Source organism: Gluconobacter aidae (assembly GCF_009547075.1).
Lineage (GTDB): Bacteria > Pseudomonadota > Alphaproteobacteria > Acetobacterales > Acetobacteraceae > Gluconobacter > Gluconobacter aidae.
In genome coordinates, this window is record NZ_WIPH01000014.1 from 17,984 (window position 1) to 32,379 (window position 14,396).

At 62.3% G+C, this 14,396-nt stretch carries 12 protein-coding genes; 5 read left to right on the top strand and 7 right to left on the bottom strand.

Going from position 1 to position 14,396, the window contains the following annotated elements; translation table 11 throughout:
* Positions 1 to 134: 134 nt before the first annotated feature.
* Genes bioD through GFJ39_RS07825 form a run of 5 tightly spaced genes read right to left on the bottom strand, consistent with a single transcriptional unit; the run spans position 135 to position 4,662 of the window.
* Positions 135 to 800: a dethiobiotin synthase gene (bioD, locus tag GFJ39_RS07805; protein WP_153430808.1), complete on the bottom strand. Its 666-nt coding sequence runs from the start codon at positions 798 to 800 to the stop codon at positions 135 to 137.
* Positions 797 to 1,588, bottom strand: coding sequence for a methyltransferase domain-containing protein (locus GFJ39_RS07810; protein WP_153430809.1), 792 nt, complete (start codon positions 1,586 to 1,588; stop codon positions 797 to 799). Before GFJ39_RS07810 ends, bioD begins: the two co-directional genes overlap by 4 nt.
* Entirely contained in the window at positions 1,575 to 2,201 is a 627-nt protein-coding gene (locus GFJ39_RS07815) for an alpha/beta hydrolase family protein (protein WP_325062874.1), read from the bottom strand. Before GFJ39_RS07815 ends, GFJ39_RS07810 begins: the two co-directional genes overlap by 14 nt.
* Complete coding sequence (locus GFJ39_RS07820) at positions 2,198 to 3,388, bottom strand: aminotransferase class I/II-fold pyridoxal phosphate-dependent enzyme (RefSeq protein WP_153430810.1); 1,191 nt, start codon at positions 3,386 to 3,388, stop codon at positions 2,198 to 2,200. Before GFJ39_RS07820 ends, GFJ39_RS07815 begins: the two co-directional genes overlap by 4 nt.
* The gene (locus GFJ39_RS07825; protein WP_153430811.1) at positions 3,385 to 4,662 is read right to left on the bottom strand and encodes an adenosylmethionine--8-amino-7-oxononanoate transaminase; all 1,278 of its coding nucleotides are present in this window, start codon (positions 4,660 to 4,662) and stop codon (positions 3,385 to 3,387) included. Before GFJ39_RS07825 ends, GFJ39_RS07820 begins: the two co-directional genes overlap by 4 nt.
* A gap of 220 nt (positions 4,663 to 4,882) precedes the next feature.
* On the opposite strand from GFJ39_RS07825, the gene GFJ39_RS07830 reads away from it, so the two are divergent.
* Positions 4,883 to 5,089, top strand: a complete 207-nt coding sequence (locus GFJ39_RS07830) for a hypothetical protein (RefSeq protein WP_024716644.1) — start codon at positions 4,883 to 4,885, stop codon at positions 5,087 to 5,089.
* Positions 5,090 to 5,122: 33 nt separating this feature from the next.
* Here GFJ39_RS07830 and GFJ39_RS07835 read toward each other — a convergent pair whose 3' ends face one another.
* Together GFJ39_RS07835 and GFJ39_RS07840 are read right to left on the bottom strand one after the other, a co-directional pair.
* Positions 5,123 to 6,577 (bottom strand): protein adenylyltransferase SelO, encoded by a 1,455-nt coding sequence (locus tag GFJ39_RS07835; protein WP_153430812.1) that lies wholly within the window; start codon positions 6,575 to 6,577, stop codon positions 5,123 to 5,125.
* Between the two features lie 85 nt (positions 6,578 to 6,662).
* A complete protein-coding gene (locus GFJ39_RS07840; RefSeq protein WP_153430813.1) occupies positions 6,663 to 7,580 on the bottom strand; it encodes a LysR family transcriptional regulator in 918 nt (305 codons plus the stop codon).
* 131 nt (positions 7,581 to 7,711) lie between these two features.
* On the opposite strand from GFJ39_RS07840, the gene GFJ39_RS07845 reads away from it, so the two are divergent.
* From GFJ39_RS07845 to GFJ39_RS07860, 4 genes are all read left to right on the top strand, one after another.
* Complete coding sequence (locus GFJ39_RS07845) at positions 7,712 to 8,485, top strand: SDR family oxidoreductase (protein ID WP_153430814.1); 774 nt, start codon at positions 7,712 to 7,714, stop codon at positions 8,483 to 8,485.
* Between the two features lie 430 nt (positions 8,486 to 8,915).
* A complete protein-coding gene (locus GFJ39_RS07850) occupies positions 8,916 to 11,066 on the top strand; it encodes a peptidase domain-containing ABC transporter (protein ID WP_153430838.1) in 2,151 nt (716 codons plus the stop codon).
* 2 nt (positions 11,067 to 11,068) lie between these two features.
* Positions 11,069 to 12,529 (top strand): HlyD family type I secretion periplasmic adaptor subunit, encoded by a 1,461-nt coding sequence (locus tag GFJ39_RS07855; protein WP_194285321.1) that lies wholly within the window; start codon positions 11,069 to 11,071, stop codon positions 12,527 to 12,529.
* Between the two features lie 93 nt (positions 12,530 to 12,622).
* On the top strand, positions 12,623 to 14,395 hold the full coding sequence (locus tag GFJ39_RS07860; protein ID WP_153430815.1) for a tetratricopeptide repeat protein: 1,773 nt from the start codon (positions 12,623 to 12,625) through the stop codon (positions 14,393 to 14,395).
* Position 14,396 lies beyond the last annotated feature (1 nt).

Below are 14,396 nucleotides of genomic sequence, written 5' to 3' on the forward strand. Positions count from 1 at the left end.
CGTCTTCCGAAACGAAGTCCGATCTTCCAGCGATACGCCGGAAGTGTTTCGTTGCGAAGGGCTCTTCTATGATGAGGATGTCATTTCGCAAGGTCTGGCGCGGTCTTTTTATGGCATGCGTCCCGGATGACACATTATTGTGAAATCTGTTGCTGCAAGACATCAAGTAACGGTACGTTACGCGACAATCCGGATACGGATGTTTCTGTTATCGCATCGAGCCACGGAACCCGGAACAGGATCTGCGTTTCGCCAAACCGCGCAATGTCCCGTTCATTGCCGGAATTCAGCGGGCCCACCGGCACTACGCCCGTCATGGAAATGCCGCGTCGCCGCAGCGCTTCAAGGCTCAGAAGCGTGTGGTTGATGGTGCCCAGCCCGCTGCGCGTTACCAGAACGACCGGCAGACCCAGGCTTTCGATCAGGTCCACGATCATCATGTCCTCACGCACCGGCACCATAAGGCCGCCCGCGCCTTCCACGACAAGCGGCCCCTGCGCCTGTGGCAGGACAAGCCGCCCCGGATTGACCGTCACGTTTTCCAGATCGCCTGCCGCCAGCGGAGCGAGCGGGGCCTGAAACGCATAGGCCGGGGGAATGACGCGGGACGGGTCCAGACCGGCCAGATCCCGCACGGTCGGTGTATCGCCGTTCTCGTCCGCAAGGCCGGTCTGAAGCGGTTTCCAGTAGGTGGCGTTCCAGGCGCGGCACAGAATGGCGCTGACGAGTGTCTTGCCGATTCCGGTATCTGTTCCTGTGACGAAGACGCCGCGTTGCCAGTTCGTCGATATGTCCCTCATGTCTTTGTCCTCCCCGTCTTCACAAACGTCCCGATGCCGACCTGATACGTCACTTCGGAACTCGTTCGGTCAAAATGGCGCATGGCCCGGCGCAGAGCCCCGATGCTGGCCGGCGTCCCGTCCTGACGGGGCAGTGACGCTCCGATCTGCCGCAGACCACGCAGGAACTCCCGCGCGCTGCCGACAGGATCGCGCAGGGTCAGCACATCCCACGATCCGACACCGCCGCCGGGCCATTCGGCTTTCACGGTCGATATGGGCGGATAGTCCGGCACGCCACAGGGTGCGTTTTCTGCCAGACAGGCCTGTTTCCACTCGTCCAGACTACCTTGCAGGAGCGTCGTGACCATCAGCCGCCCCTGTGGCGCGAGTAGGTCACAGAGCCTGTGCAACCCTTCGGCCCGGCTGGAAAACCATTGCAGACACAGACTGGAGGCAATCAGATCGAACGGCCCGGACACGTCCGGATGTTCGGCGTCCATGACGTGAAAGCGGATGTTCTCGTCCGAAAGATGCTGGCGTGCCCGTGTAATCATGCCGGGGGCCAGATCGCTCGCCAGCAGGTTGGCCTGTGGAAAATGCCCGGCAAGTCGGGCTGTCAGAAATCCTGTTCCACAGCCGAATTCCAGAATGGAGGCAGGCGCGTGCTCCGCCATTTCTGTCTGGATGTGCTCCATCAACGCCGTGACGCAGCGTCGCTGGATATGGGCGGCGGCGTTATAGCCTTCTGCGGCGTTAAACCGCGTGGCGATACTGGCCCGGCGCAGGATGTCGTCAGCCCGCGTCATCGAGCCTCCGTCGCACCAACGCCGCGCAGGAACCGGGCCGGGTCAGGGGCAGGAGATGCCCGCCCGCGACCCGTTCGCCCGGCGATGCAAACCCGGCCTGTGCGGCGCCGAACGGATCGTCCGTGCCCGTCATCCAGTGCAGCCGGTTTCCCCAGCCGGCAGCCTTCACCCGATGGTCCTGCTGCTGAAGCGCCTCAAGCCCCCGGTCCAGCGCGTTCCCATCCGGCGTGCCAGGAAGGGGCGCGTCCGTTCCGCAAAGAGCGCGGAAATCGTGCAGTACGGCGACCGGATCGCGCTTCAGGCGCGCGCGCATCCGCGTCAGAAGCCGTTCGGGCGTGCCGTCAGGGAAGTCCGATGCGGCAGTAAATCGCGGGAACCCGTTGAAAAACACCAGCCCCGCGCATCCTGGCAGATCCTGCCCCAGCAGTGCCAGAGACCCGGCGGAATGTCCGACGGCGAGATAAGGCGTTTCGGGCAGCGCAGGACGATGTCCGGAGCCGAAATATCCGCAATCCACGACCTGCGCGTTCACATCCGGCAGACGCGCCAGCATTGGCGTCCAGAAAGACGCATCAAAGCCCCAGCCATGCACGAGATAGAGCGCGCGTGTCACGAGGCGCCGCCTGTCTGGGCAATCACCGCCTGCCCCAGACGGTCGATCGATGCATCGTTCAGTCCGGCATGGAGCGCAAGCCGGAGCCGCGCGGTTCCGGGAGGGACGGTCGGCGGCCGGATTGCGACCGTCAGGAACCCGGCGTCTTCCAATCCGGCGGCCACAGCCATGGCGCGTTCGGATTCCCCGATCAGGACAGGAACGATCTGTGTCGTTGAGTCCGCCGTGGACAGTCCAGCCCCGTGCAGCATGGTTCGAAGGCGCTCGGCCTGCTCGATCAGCCGGGCGCGTTCCTCGTCCAGATTTGGCACGACATCGAGTGCTGCATCGATTGCCCCCAGAACCGCAGGAGGCAGGGCCGTGCTGTAAATGAAGCCCGACGCATGATTCGCCAGATAGTCGCAGAGCGGTTTCGAACCCGCGATATAGGCGCCCATTCCGCCCAGCGCCTTGCTGCATGTTCCCATCGTCAGATCGGCCATTCCGCAGGACAGGCCGCGACCCTTCGGCCCCAGAACGCCGGTCGCATGGGCCTCGTCCACATAAAGGAACGCTCCTGCCCGGTCCGCCAACGCCCGCAAAGCCGGAATATCGGCGCGGTCCCCGTCCATGGAGAAGACGCTCTCCGTCACGATCATGCGCAGGCCGGGTTTTTCGGCCTCGCGGGCCAGCAGGCTTTCCAGATGGGACAGATCGTTGTGCCGGAACCGGATCTGCCGCACGCCTGCCGCCGCGCAGCCATGATGCAGGCTGGCATGGTTCAGGCGGTCCGAAAATACCAGCATCGGCGCGCCCGTCCGCGCTACGGATAGCGCGCACAGTGCGGGCATGACGGACGCATTGGCCTGCCAGCCGGATGCGAACAGGATCGCGTCCTCGCAGCCCTTGAAGGCCGCCATTTTCGTCTCGACCTGCCGGTGCAGGTCCAGCGTTCCGCTGACCAATCGGGAGGCGCGCGCACCGGTGCCGAAGCGCAGTGCCCAGTCCGCCGCGCGTTCGCGCAGCAGCGGATGATCCGCCAGCCCCAGATAGTCGTTGGACGAGACATCCAGCATCCGCCGCCCGTCCCCGTTCCCATCGCGGACGATCATGCCGTCCTGCCGGACCACAGGGCGCAGGCTCCGGCGCGTTCCGGCGGCTTCGCGCTGGGTCAGGGCAGCAGTGAAATGGCTGTCGAGCAGGCTCATGCGCGCTCTCGCAGCACATCCACGATGGCTGTCGTCAGATGCGCGAGTTCTTCGGGTGTGATGGTAAAGGCAGGCGTCAGATAGACGATGTTGCGGAAGGGCCGGATCCAGACGCCACGCTCCACGAAGGCGCGGCGCAGCGCATCGGGATCGTCCAGCGCCTCAAGCTCCACGACGCCGATCGCGCCGAGAACGCGCACATCCCTGACGCCGGGCAGCGTGCGGCAGGGTTCGAGTTCCCGCGCGAGCTGGGCCGAGATGGCCGCGACCTGCTCCAGTCGCGGCTCGGACCCGAACAGGTCCAGCGAGGCATTGGCGACCGCGCAGGCCAGCGGATTGGCCATGAAGGTCGGCCCGTGCATGAGGGCGTGCCCGGCGCTGTCGGACAGGAACGCCTCGAAGACGCCGCGCCGGGCGACGGTGGCGGCCAGCGCCATGGTCCCGCCGGTCAGAGCCTTCGACAGCGCCACGATATCCGGTACGATCCCGGCCTGTTCGCAGGCGAACATCGTGCCGGTGCGGCCGAAACCGGTGAAGATCTCATCCAGGACCAGCAGGATTCCGTGCCGGTCGCACAGTTCGCGCAGACGGCGCAGGACCTCGGGGTCATGGAACAACATGCCCCCCGCTCCCTGAACCAGAGGCTCCGTGACCATGGCCGCGATGCTGTCCCCGCGTTCCGCCAGCAGGGCCTCCAGCCGGGTTAGACTGTCCGCATCCACCGGCAGATCGGCCAGGACCTGTTCGGGCAGAACGCCGGCGAACAGGCTGTGCATACCTTCCTCGGGGTCGCAGATGGCCATCATGCCCAGCGTGTCCCCGTGATATCCGCCGCGGAAGGACAGGATCTTCGTCCGGCCTTCTGTGCCCCGGTTGATGTGGTACTGCACCGCCATCTTGATTGCGACTTCCATCGCGACCGATCCAGAATCGGTGAAGAACACCCGATCCAGATCGCCCGGCAACATCGCCGCCAGTCGTGCTGCCAGCCTGATGGCGGGATCGTGGACCATCCCGCCGAACATCACATGCGGCATCCGCTCCGCCTGCCGGAGGAGTGCCTCATGGATATGTGGATGGCTGTAACCATGACAGGCCGTCCACCAGGCCGCCACGCCATCCACGAGAGCGTGTCCGTCCGCGAGCGTGATCCGGCTTCCCGACGTGCTGACGGCTTCCACGGGGAATGGGGCGGTCTGCATCTGGGTGTAGGGCAGCCACAGATGGGGCAGGTCAGCGGCAGTGCGGGGGGTGGAAGGAGTATTGCGAGACATGGTTTGCGTTTTCCCGCATGGCTGTGGGTGAGTCCATCCCCCGTTCCCCGCGGGGCTGGGAAAGGGGCAGGATCGTTCCGCAGACGGCACGCCGTATCATAAAAAGGTCACGTTCCATTAAGCAACGATGTGGCATGAGCCTCGTTAGTGACGCGTTCCTAAAAGAACGTGGAAACATTCTGTGCTCCCGACGCGGGAGCCATGACGAGGTTGAAGACCAATGCTGAGTTCCAAGGTCATTCATGTCGATGGCGTCTTTCTGGGGACGGCCATCATGAGTGGAAGCCTGAGCACCCTGCGTTTCTATGCCACGCATGAGAGCGTGCGCGCGCTTCACAACGCCTGCATGCCGGATTTCGGCGCGCTGTATGCCCAGGTCAAAAGCCTGTTCAACCGCAGTCGCCTGCTGACGCCGAAAGTCGCCTGATCCGGCTGTTCTGATCCTTTTCCCTGCGGCGCGTCAGGTGCCGCAGAATGTATTCATGACCGTCTCATGAGGTGCCGGGGCTGCCTCAAAACCGTCTGCCGAGTCATCAAACGGGTGTGACAGCGCTTCAACCAGACGGTGGAACGGCGCGTAGTCGCCCGCTATTGCGGACTGGATCATGTCTTCGACCCTGTGATTGCGCGGAATGATGCGGGGATTCGTGGCCTGCATGTCCGTGGAGCAGGCTTCGACCGGGCGGTCTTCCCGGCCCAGACGGGCCTGCCAGTCCCCGATCCAGTCTTCAACTCCCGAAGCCGCCCCGAACAGCGCCACGAAACTGTCCGTCCGTCCGGTCCGAACCACGTCGCCAAGCCGTCGGAATGTCAGCGTGAAATCCGCCTCGGCCCGATGCATGGCCGTCAGCAGACGCCCCGTCAGCCGGGGATCTCCGTTTTCTTCCCGCGCCAGACCCAGCTTCCGCCGCCAGCCGCCGAGATAGGTTTCGTTGAACACGTCATCAAAGCCCGTCAGTGCGTCCTTGGCCTGTTCGATCGCTTTCTCGCGATCGCTGTCCAGCAGGGGCAGCAGCGCCTCCGCCAGTCGTCCAAGGTTCCACAGCGCCATGTCCGGCTGGTTGCCGTAGGCATAGCGCCCGTTCTGGTCGATGAAGCTGAAGACTTTCGCCGGATCATAGGCGTCCAGAAACGCGCAGGGACCGAAATCGAGGGTCTCGCCTGCGATGGACATGTTGTCCGTGTTCATGACGCCATGAATGAACCCGACCAGCATCCAGCGCGCCACCAGACCCGCCTGTCGTGCCGTCACGGATTTCAGCAGGGCCAGATAGGGATTTTCAGCCTCCGCCAGCTCCGGATACAGACGCCCGATCACATGATCCGCAAGAATGCGTACCCCTTCGATATCGCCCTGCGCCGCGAAATACTGGAACGTCCCGACCCGCACATGGCTGGAGGCGATCCGTACGATAACACCGCCCGGCTGCATCGTCTCGCGGGCAATGCTCTCGCCCGTCGTCAGGGCGGCAAGCGCGCGTGTCGTGGGAATGCCGAGCGCATGCATGGCTTCACTGACCACATATTCGCGCAGAACCGGCCCCAGAGCCGCGCGTCCGTCCCCGCGTCGTGAAAACGGCGTCGGCCCGGAGCCCTTGAGATGAATGTCCCGCAGGCGCCCGGACCGGTCCGTCACTTCGCCGACCAGCATCGCCCGCCCGTCTCCGAGGCTCGGGACGAAATGCCCGAACTGATGCCCGGCATAGGCCATGGCCACCGGCGCGGTCCCGTCCGGTCGCAGGCCCTGGCTCAGAAAGGCGATCCCCGCCGGACTGCGCAGCCAGTCCGGGTCCATCCCGAGTTCACGCGCCAGAGGCTCGTTCAGCGCCACGATCTGTGGATTGCGAAATGGCGCGGGGGAGAGGGGGGCGGAAAAACGCTCGGGCAGGGAGGCATAGATGCGGGAGAGCTGCATCAGAAATCCAATCGGGACTTGTGGAGTCTGTCTTCAGATGGGCCAGAGAGCCGCAAAAGGGAAGGGCCGCAGCCGCTTTGCGGGTTCAGCTTTCGGCATCTTTGGGAAAACAGTGCGCGTCCAGAAGTCCGGTCAGCCACTCCGTAAAGACCTCCAGCCGGCGGGAGAGATGCGTCCGGTGCGGATATAACAGGGTCATCGGAAGCGGAGCGGCCCGCCATTGCGGCAGGATATCAATGAGTTCGCCCCTGCGGATATGGGGAAGGACGTCATAAGCGGGAAGCTGCGCCAGCCCGAGCCCTGCCAGGCAGCAGGCCACGGCCCCTTCCGCGCTGTTGACCGTCACCCGCCCCCGGACCGCCTGGCTGTCTTCCCGGCCATCGTGCTCCCATTCCCAGTCTTCGATACGGCCCGTGGTGGGCGAGGCGTAGAGCACGGCCTGATGCGCCGGCAGATCAGCGGGAGACCGCGGGGTGCCATGCTGCGCCAGATAGGACGGGCTCGCGACATTGAAGACCGGCAGCAGCCCCAGTTTCCGGCCGATCAGGCTCGAATCCTGCAAAGCCCCGACCCGCAACACACAGTCCGTCCCGTCTTCGGCCAGGTTGATGCTGCGATCCGTCATGCCCAGTTCGATGTCCAGCCCCGGATAACGGTCCAGAAACTCAGGCAGGGCGGGCGCGACGATCAGCCGCCCGATACGGCTGGGAAGATTGACCTTCACATGCCCGCGCGTCTGGGACCTGTGAAGCCGGAACTGGTTTTCAGCGTCTTCGAAGTCCCCGAGCAGCCGCAGGGCTGTCTGCTGGAACATCCGGCCATCATCCGTCAGCCGGACCGACCGTGTGGTACGGGCCAGAAGACGGGTGCCAAGCCGGTTTTCCAGTTCCTGCACGGCGGTCGAAACGGTGGAGCGGGGCATCTGGAGCGTATCGGCCGCATGCGTGAAGCTGCCACTTTCCGCGACCCGGATGAAAATGCGGAGCAGCTCGATGCGGTCCATGATGTCTCCGGCATGCTGGGGGTTCTGTTCGTTAATTTTGACAGATGATGTCAGATTATCATGCTTTTTCCAGATTGTCTGACAAATCATAGTCCCCGTCATCATCCATACAACGCGAGGGACTCCTCATCATGGCCGATCACAGCATCAAGGGAAAAACCGCTCTCATCACAGGTGGCGCCAAGAATCTGGGCGGGCTGATCGCTCTCGATCTTGCCGCTCAGGGCGCAGCCGCCATTGCCATTCACTATAACAGTGCCGCCACGCGTCCGGATGCCGAGGCCACGGTCACGGCCCTGAAAATGCAGGGCGTGCGGGCACAGGCTTTTCAGGCCGACCTGACGACGGCCGCTGCGAACGAAAAACTGTTCGCCGACGTTGTCGCGGTACTGGGAAAACCGGATATCGCCATCAATACGGCCGGAAAGGTTCTCAAGAAGCCGATCCTGGAAACGTCCGAAGACGAGTATGACGAGATGTTCGCCGTCAACGCCAAGGCTGCCTATTTTTTCATCAGGGAAGCCGGGCGGCACCTCAACGACAACGGCAAGCTCCTGACCATTGTGACGTCCCTGCTCGGTGCCTATACGCCGTTCTATTCGACCTATGCCGGTTCGAAGGCTGCCGTCGAACATGTGACGCGCGCGGCTTCAAAAGAGTTCGGAGCGCGGGGTATCTCTGTCAACGCGATCGGTCCGGGCCCGATGGATACGCCGTTCTTCTACGGTCAGGAAGCCCCGGAAGCCGTGGCCTATCACAAGACGGCCGCTGCCCTGTCGTCCCTGAGTAAAACGGGTCTGACCGATATCGAGGACATCGTGCCCATCGTCCGTTGCCTGGTTTCGGATGGCTGGTGGATGACCGGACAGACCATTCTCGTCAACGGCGGATATACGACGAAGTAACGGTCCCTGAAGGGAGAGAGGAAAGCCGGGGTTTTTCAAAAATCCCGCTCCCCGGGATAAAAACGGAAAAGACAAAACGCCCGCTCGGGAATAACAGGATACGGGATATGGTTTTTTCTGGTCATATCCCTTGTTTTCAATAAAACGCCCTCGTGACGGGGGCCTCTATGCTTGAAGACGTTAATGAGTTTTTGATCTGTCGGGACTATGCTGGCATCAGGTATTTTTCAGTTCCTGCCTGCAGGGGTGGTGACGGAAAAGAGAGTCTTCTCTATTCATGAGAAGATGAACTGGCGTTCCTGCCTTTGGTGCCGCCCTTTGGTCTGCCCTGGCGCGACAACAGCATAGAGGACATTTCGTGGAGCATACCCAGAGCTTGTCAGGCCCCGGCGGAAGGGTCAGCCCGACCGTCATCCGGCTTTACGCTGTCCTGGCCGCCGCCCGCTATCACGGCCTGGAGCTGGATATCCGCGATTTTGCGGCGGAACCGGGTGAGGATTCGCCTTCTCCCGCAACTCTCGCGCGGTGGCTGAACGAGCAGGGTGCCGTCGCGAAAGGTATGCGTCTGCGGTGGCGTTATCTCGTCAAGATCCGCAATTCCCCTCCCGTTGTCCTGATGTTCAAGGATGGCTCGGCCGGTCTGATGGTCCGCGCCGACGCCGAAAAGGGCGTGGTGTGGCTTCGCGATCCGATGGGCGGCGAGGGTGATACCCCGGTCCCCGTCGACGAGCTGCGCCTCATGCAGGTCTGGACCGGCGATGTGCTGCTGGTCAAACGCCGGCGCGACGAATCCGAGGGCGACGCCAAGTTCGATCTGCTCTGGTTCGCGAAGATGGTGCTGCGCGAAAAGAAGGTGATGCGGGACATCGCTTTCGCGTCGATGGTCCTCAGCATCCTTCAGATTTTCCCGGCCCTGATCGTGATGCAGGTCGTCGACCGGGTGGTGAACTACCACTCGATGGCGACGCTGATTTCGCTCAGCGGCTTTGTCATCATTCTCTCGTTCTACGAGATCCTGCTGACCTACGCCCGGCGCGAACTGTCCCTGATCCTGTCCACCCGACTGGATGCGCGTATCTCTCTGCATGCTTTCAACCGGCTGCTGGCTCTGCCGCTGGAATTCTACGAGCGTGAACAGACAGGTGAAATCCTGGGACGATTCATGGCCGTCTTCAAGGTCAGGGACTTCCTGACCGGGCAGTTGATGAGCACCCTGCTGGATCTTTTCACCCTGATCGTGGTCCTGCCGGTCCTGTTCGTGATGAGCCCGACCCTCGCCTGGATGACACTGGCCGCCGCGGGCTGCATCGGTCTCATCGTGGTGGTGTTCCTGCCTCCCGTCACACGTGTCATCGGTCGGCAGGTTCTCGCCGAAATGAAGCGTGGCTCCATCCTTTACGAGACGGTCGCCGGTATCCGGACGGTCAAGACGCTGGCCCTTGAAACGACAAGACGCGAACTGTGGGATGAGCGCACGGCCGATGTGGTGCGCTGGAAACTGGCGGCCGGTCGCATGGCCAGCTGGCCGCAGACCCTGGTTATGCCGTTCGAGATTTTCATCAACCGGGGCGTTATCCTGGTCGGGGCCTATCTCATCCTGACGAATGCCAGTTCCATGCAGGCCGGTGCTCTCATGGGCTTCATGATGCTCGGCGGCCGTGTCGCCAGTCCGCTCGTCAATCTTGCCAAGCTGATGGAAGCCTTTAACGAGGTCAGTGTTTCCCTGAGCGAAGCCGGAATGGTGCTGAACCAGCCGACGGAAACCAAGGCCCTGACAACGGGCATGCGTCCGGTCGTCAAGGGTGCGCTGTCGTTCAACCATGTCGATTTTTCCTATCCCGGTTCGACGACCAAGGCTCTCAATGATGTCACGTTCGATATTCCCGCCGGGACGATGCTGGGTCTCGTGGGGCGTTCAGGGTCCGGTAAATCGACGATCACCCGCCTTCTGCAGGGTGTGAGCCGGAACTACACGGGTTATCTGCGTCTTGACGGTGTGGATCTGCGTGAAATCAACCTGACCCATCTGCGCCGCTCCTTTGGCGTGGTGCTTCAGGACAACTTCCTGTTCCGGGGAACGATCCGCGACAACATCACGGCGGGCCGTCCCGGCCTGACGATCGATGACGCGATCCGCGCCGCGCGTCTGGCTGGTGCGGAAGAGTTCATCGAGCGCATGCCCGCCGGCTATGACACCTGGATCGAGGAAGGCTCGACCAACATTTCGGGTGGTCAGAGGCAGCGGCTTGCCATCGCCCGTGCGGTGATCAGTGATCCGAAGCTGATGATTCTGGATGAGGCGACATCGGCTCTGGATCCTGAGTCCGAAGCACTCGTGAACGCCAATCTGCAACGGATCGGCAAGGGCCGGACGATGGTGATCGTTTCCCATCGCCTGTCGTCTCTGGTAAACTGCCACCAGATCGCAGTCATGGATCAGGGCAAGCTGGTGGATATCGCGCCTCACCGGGTCCTTCTGGAGCGCTGTGAAATCTACCGCATGCTCTGGCTGCAGCAGAACCGGCACATGACAGATAACGACGGTCCCGGTTCTGCCGGGCAACTGACGGAAGGAGAGTGATCATGAACTCTTCCGACATGATCCCTCAGGATGACCGGTCCTCCGGCCCGGCCGATGAAGATTTCAACCAGCACGTTCCGCGGACGGCCAACGATCCTTTTGCGCCCAACGACATGCCACTGGCGCTGCTGGAGTTTCATTCGCCAACGGCAGGACTGGTCAATCTTCCGGCCACCCCGGCCGCGCGCTACATCATCCTGCTGATCGGCGGTCTGTTCCTGGCGTGTCTTGCAGCCATGGCTTTCTTTCCGATCAATCGCGTCGTCTCCACACCGGGGCGGCTGATTTCAACGCAGCCGACCATTGTCGTGCAGCCGCTTGAAACCTCCATTATCCGTTCCATTGACGTCCATGTCGGCGATTTCGTGAAAAAGGGTGATGTGCTCGCCCATCTTGATCCGACCATCACCGAGGCCGACATCACCAACATGCGCTTGCAGCGTGATGCCTATCAGGCGGAATATGACCGTCTGAAAGCGGAAGCCGCGGGGCAGGACTATCACGTCAATCTGAATGATCCGGCCTCTGTCGAGCAGGGCGCCGCGTTTCTGCGTCGCAAGACCGAATATCAGGCGCATGTCGAGAACTACGTTCAGCAGATTGCCGGTCTTGAAAGTGATATCCAGGGTTACAGGGCCAATGCGGCCATCTATGGCAGCAAAATGCGGGTAGCGTCCGAGGTCCTGCAGATGCGTCAGCGGGAACAGGCCGATCAGGTCGGCTCCCGTCTTTCGACCCTTGGCGCCCAGACCGAACTGATGGAAGCCGAGCGCGCGGAGATCGCCGCCCAGCAGAGCGCCAATTCCGCGGAAAAGAAGCTCGCCGCGATGAAGGCCGAACGTGACGGATATATCGGGAACTGGCAGGCCAAGATCTATTCGGATCTGACCGAAGCCGGGCATCATCTGGCCGAATACCGAAGTTCCTATGAGAAAGCGCATCTTCGTCAGGATCTGGTACTTCTGCGGGCTCCCGAAGACGGTATCGTCCTGACCATCGCGCAGGGCTCCGTCGGGTCCGTCCTCCAGTCCGCCGGGCAGTTCATTACCCTCGTTCCCACTGGCTATGGACTTGAAATGGAAGCCATCCTGCGCTCGCAGGATGTAGGTTTCGTGCAGGTCGGCGATCATGCGCTTCTGAAATTCGCGACATTCCCGTACGATCAGTATGGCGGCGCGGAAGCGACGGTTCGTGTCATCAGTGCGGACGCTTTCACGCCACAGTCGCAGAGCGGCAACAGTAGTGCGAACGGAAGCGCCGCTGTCGACGATACCAGCGCTTCAGGAGTCTATCGTGTCCGACTGCGGATCGACCGTTACACCCTGCATGGTCAGCCCTCTTTCTTCCATCCGATGCCGGGCATGGCGTTGACGGCTGATATCGACGTCGGAAAACGGACCGTGTTGCAGTATCTGTTCAACAAACTCACGCCTGCGCTCACGAATGGCATGAGAGAGCCATAATAAAAGCACGGTGCGTCTCTAGAAGCGCCCAACGGAACGCCCGGCACAGACCGGGCGTTTCTGTATGGCAGTTATTCAGGACCTGTCTCGCTGATGTCGTTCAAACGTCGCCTTTCTGCTCTGTTTTCCGCTCGGGGAAAGCTGGAATATGCGATCCATCTGACGGAAACCGGTCAGGCTGTTCAGGGATTCGCGCTTCTCAGTCGTCTCGCCGCCAGAGGAGACGCGGAGGCCTCCTTCCGGGTCGGGCGCGCCTATCTGGACGGGCTCGGCGTTCCGCCCAGTCTCGAAGATGGCGCCAGATGGATCTATCAGGCCGCCGAGGCAGGGCATATTGAAGCAGCCTTCGTGCTGGCCACGCTTTATACGGTCGGCCTGCCTGAAGGATTTGAAATCCGTACGGCCAGCGAAGGGCTGGATCTCTCGCATGTGCCGCAGGGCGGGCCCAGACACCCGGATTTCCATCTGGGTCTGCACTGGGCCAAAATCGCTGCGGACGCTGGCTCCCCGGATGCACAGGCCCTTTTAGGATATATCCTGACCAATGGCCCCGAAGACCTGCGCGATCCGCCACAGGGCCGGTTCTGGTATGACCGCTCCGCCGCTGCGGGGTGTTCGCAGGGCCATCTGGGTGTTGCGTTGTCCATTCTCCAGGAGGCCCACACAGATGCGGACCTGTCTTCTGCGGCCAGGCATCTGAGTGAGGCGACGAAAGGTGGCCTCGGCACGGCTTTCGATATTCTCGGCCGGATGTATGAGGCGGGTTCGGGCGTGCCACGGGATCTGGGAAAGGCCGCCAGTTATTTTCATGAGGCGGCGGAGCGCAATATCGTAACGGCCCAGGCACGGTACGGGCTGATGCTGCTGGATGGAACGGGCACGTCCCGGCATTACGGCCGGGCCGAAACCTGGCTGAAGCGGGCCGCAATGAATGGCGATACGCAGTCCGCGGCCCTTCTGGGCGACCTTTGCGCCAATGGTGGCGATCTGCCTCCCAATCTTGTGGAAGCCGCCAAATGGTACCGCCTGGCGGCCGAGCAGAAACATGCCGGTGCCGCACGGGCGCTCGGGCTGCTCTACCTGACGGGCAATGGTGTCCATCAGGACCCCGATGTCGCGGCGCACTGGTTCAGGGTCGCGTCGGAAGCGGGGGATGCGCATGCGGATGCCGATTTCGGGAACCTGATTCTCGCCGGGGCGTCCGCATCTCCTGATGAAAAACAGGCTCTCCACGCCCGTTTCGAAAAAGCCGCCGAAAAGGGAGATCTGGTCGGGGCCTATAATCTGGGTGTGTGCTTTGCTGAAGGTGTGACTGGTACGAAGGACGGACGTGAAGCGGCGCGCTGGATGCAGAAAGCCGCCGATGGTGTCGTCAATGCGCAGTACTGGTACGGCAGGATGCTGCTGGAAGGGCGCGGCGTGCAGCCCGATCCCACGCAGGCGTTCTACTGGATGGAAAAGGCCGCCGATGCGGGCATGGCCGAGGCACAGGTCACTGTGGCGGGGCTGCTTGTGGACGGGAGCATCAACGGCCGTCAGGATCATGAGAAAGCCCTGGAACTCTATCGGAAAGCCGCTGGCAGCGGTAATGTGGACGCCATGTTCTCGCTGGCCGCGATGTATGGCGGCGGTCATGAGGTGCCCGAAAACCGCCCGCAGGCGCAGATGTGGTTCCGCAAGGCCGCCCAGCGTGGAAACGGCCTCGCCCAGATGATGCTCGGCCGCTACCTCGTGCGTGGACTGGCTGGCGTGACGGACCCGGTGGAAGGTCGCATCTGGCTGGAGCGGGCAAAGGCACAGAATATCAGGGACGCTGAAGCGGAACTCGCCCTTCTGGATGAAGCGCAGCCAGATGACGATGACTGAT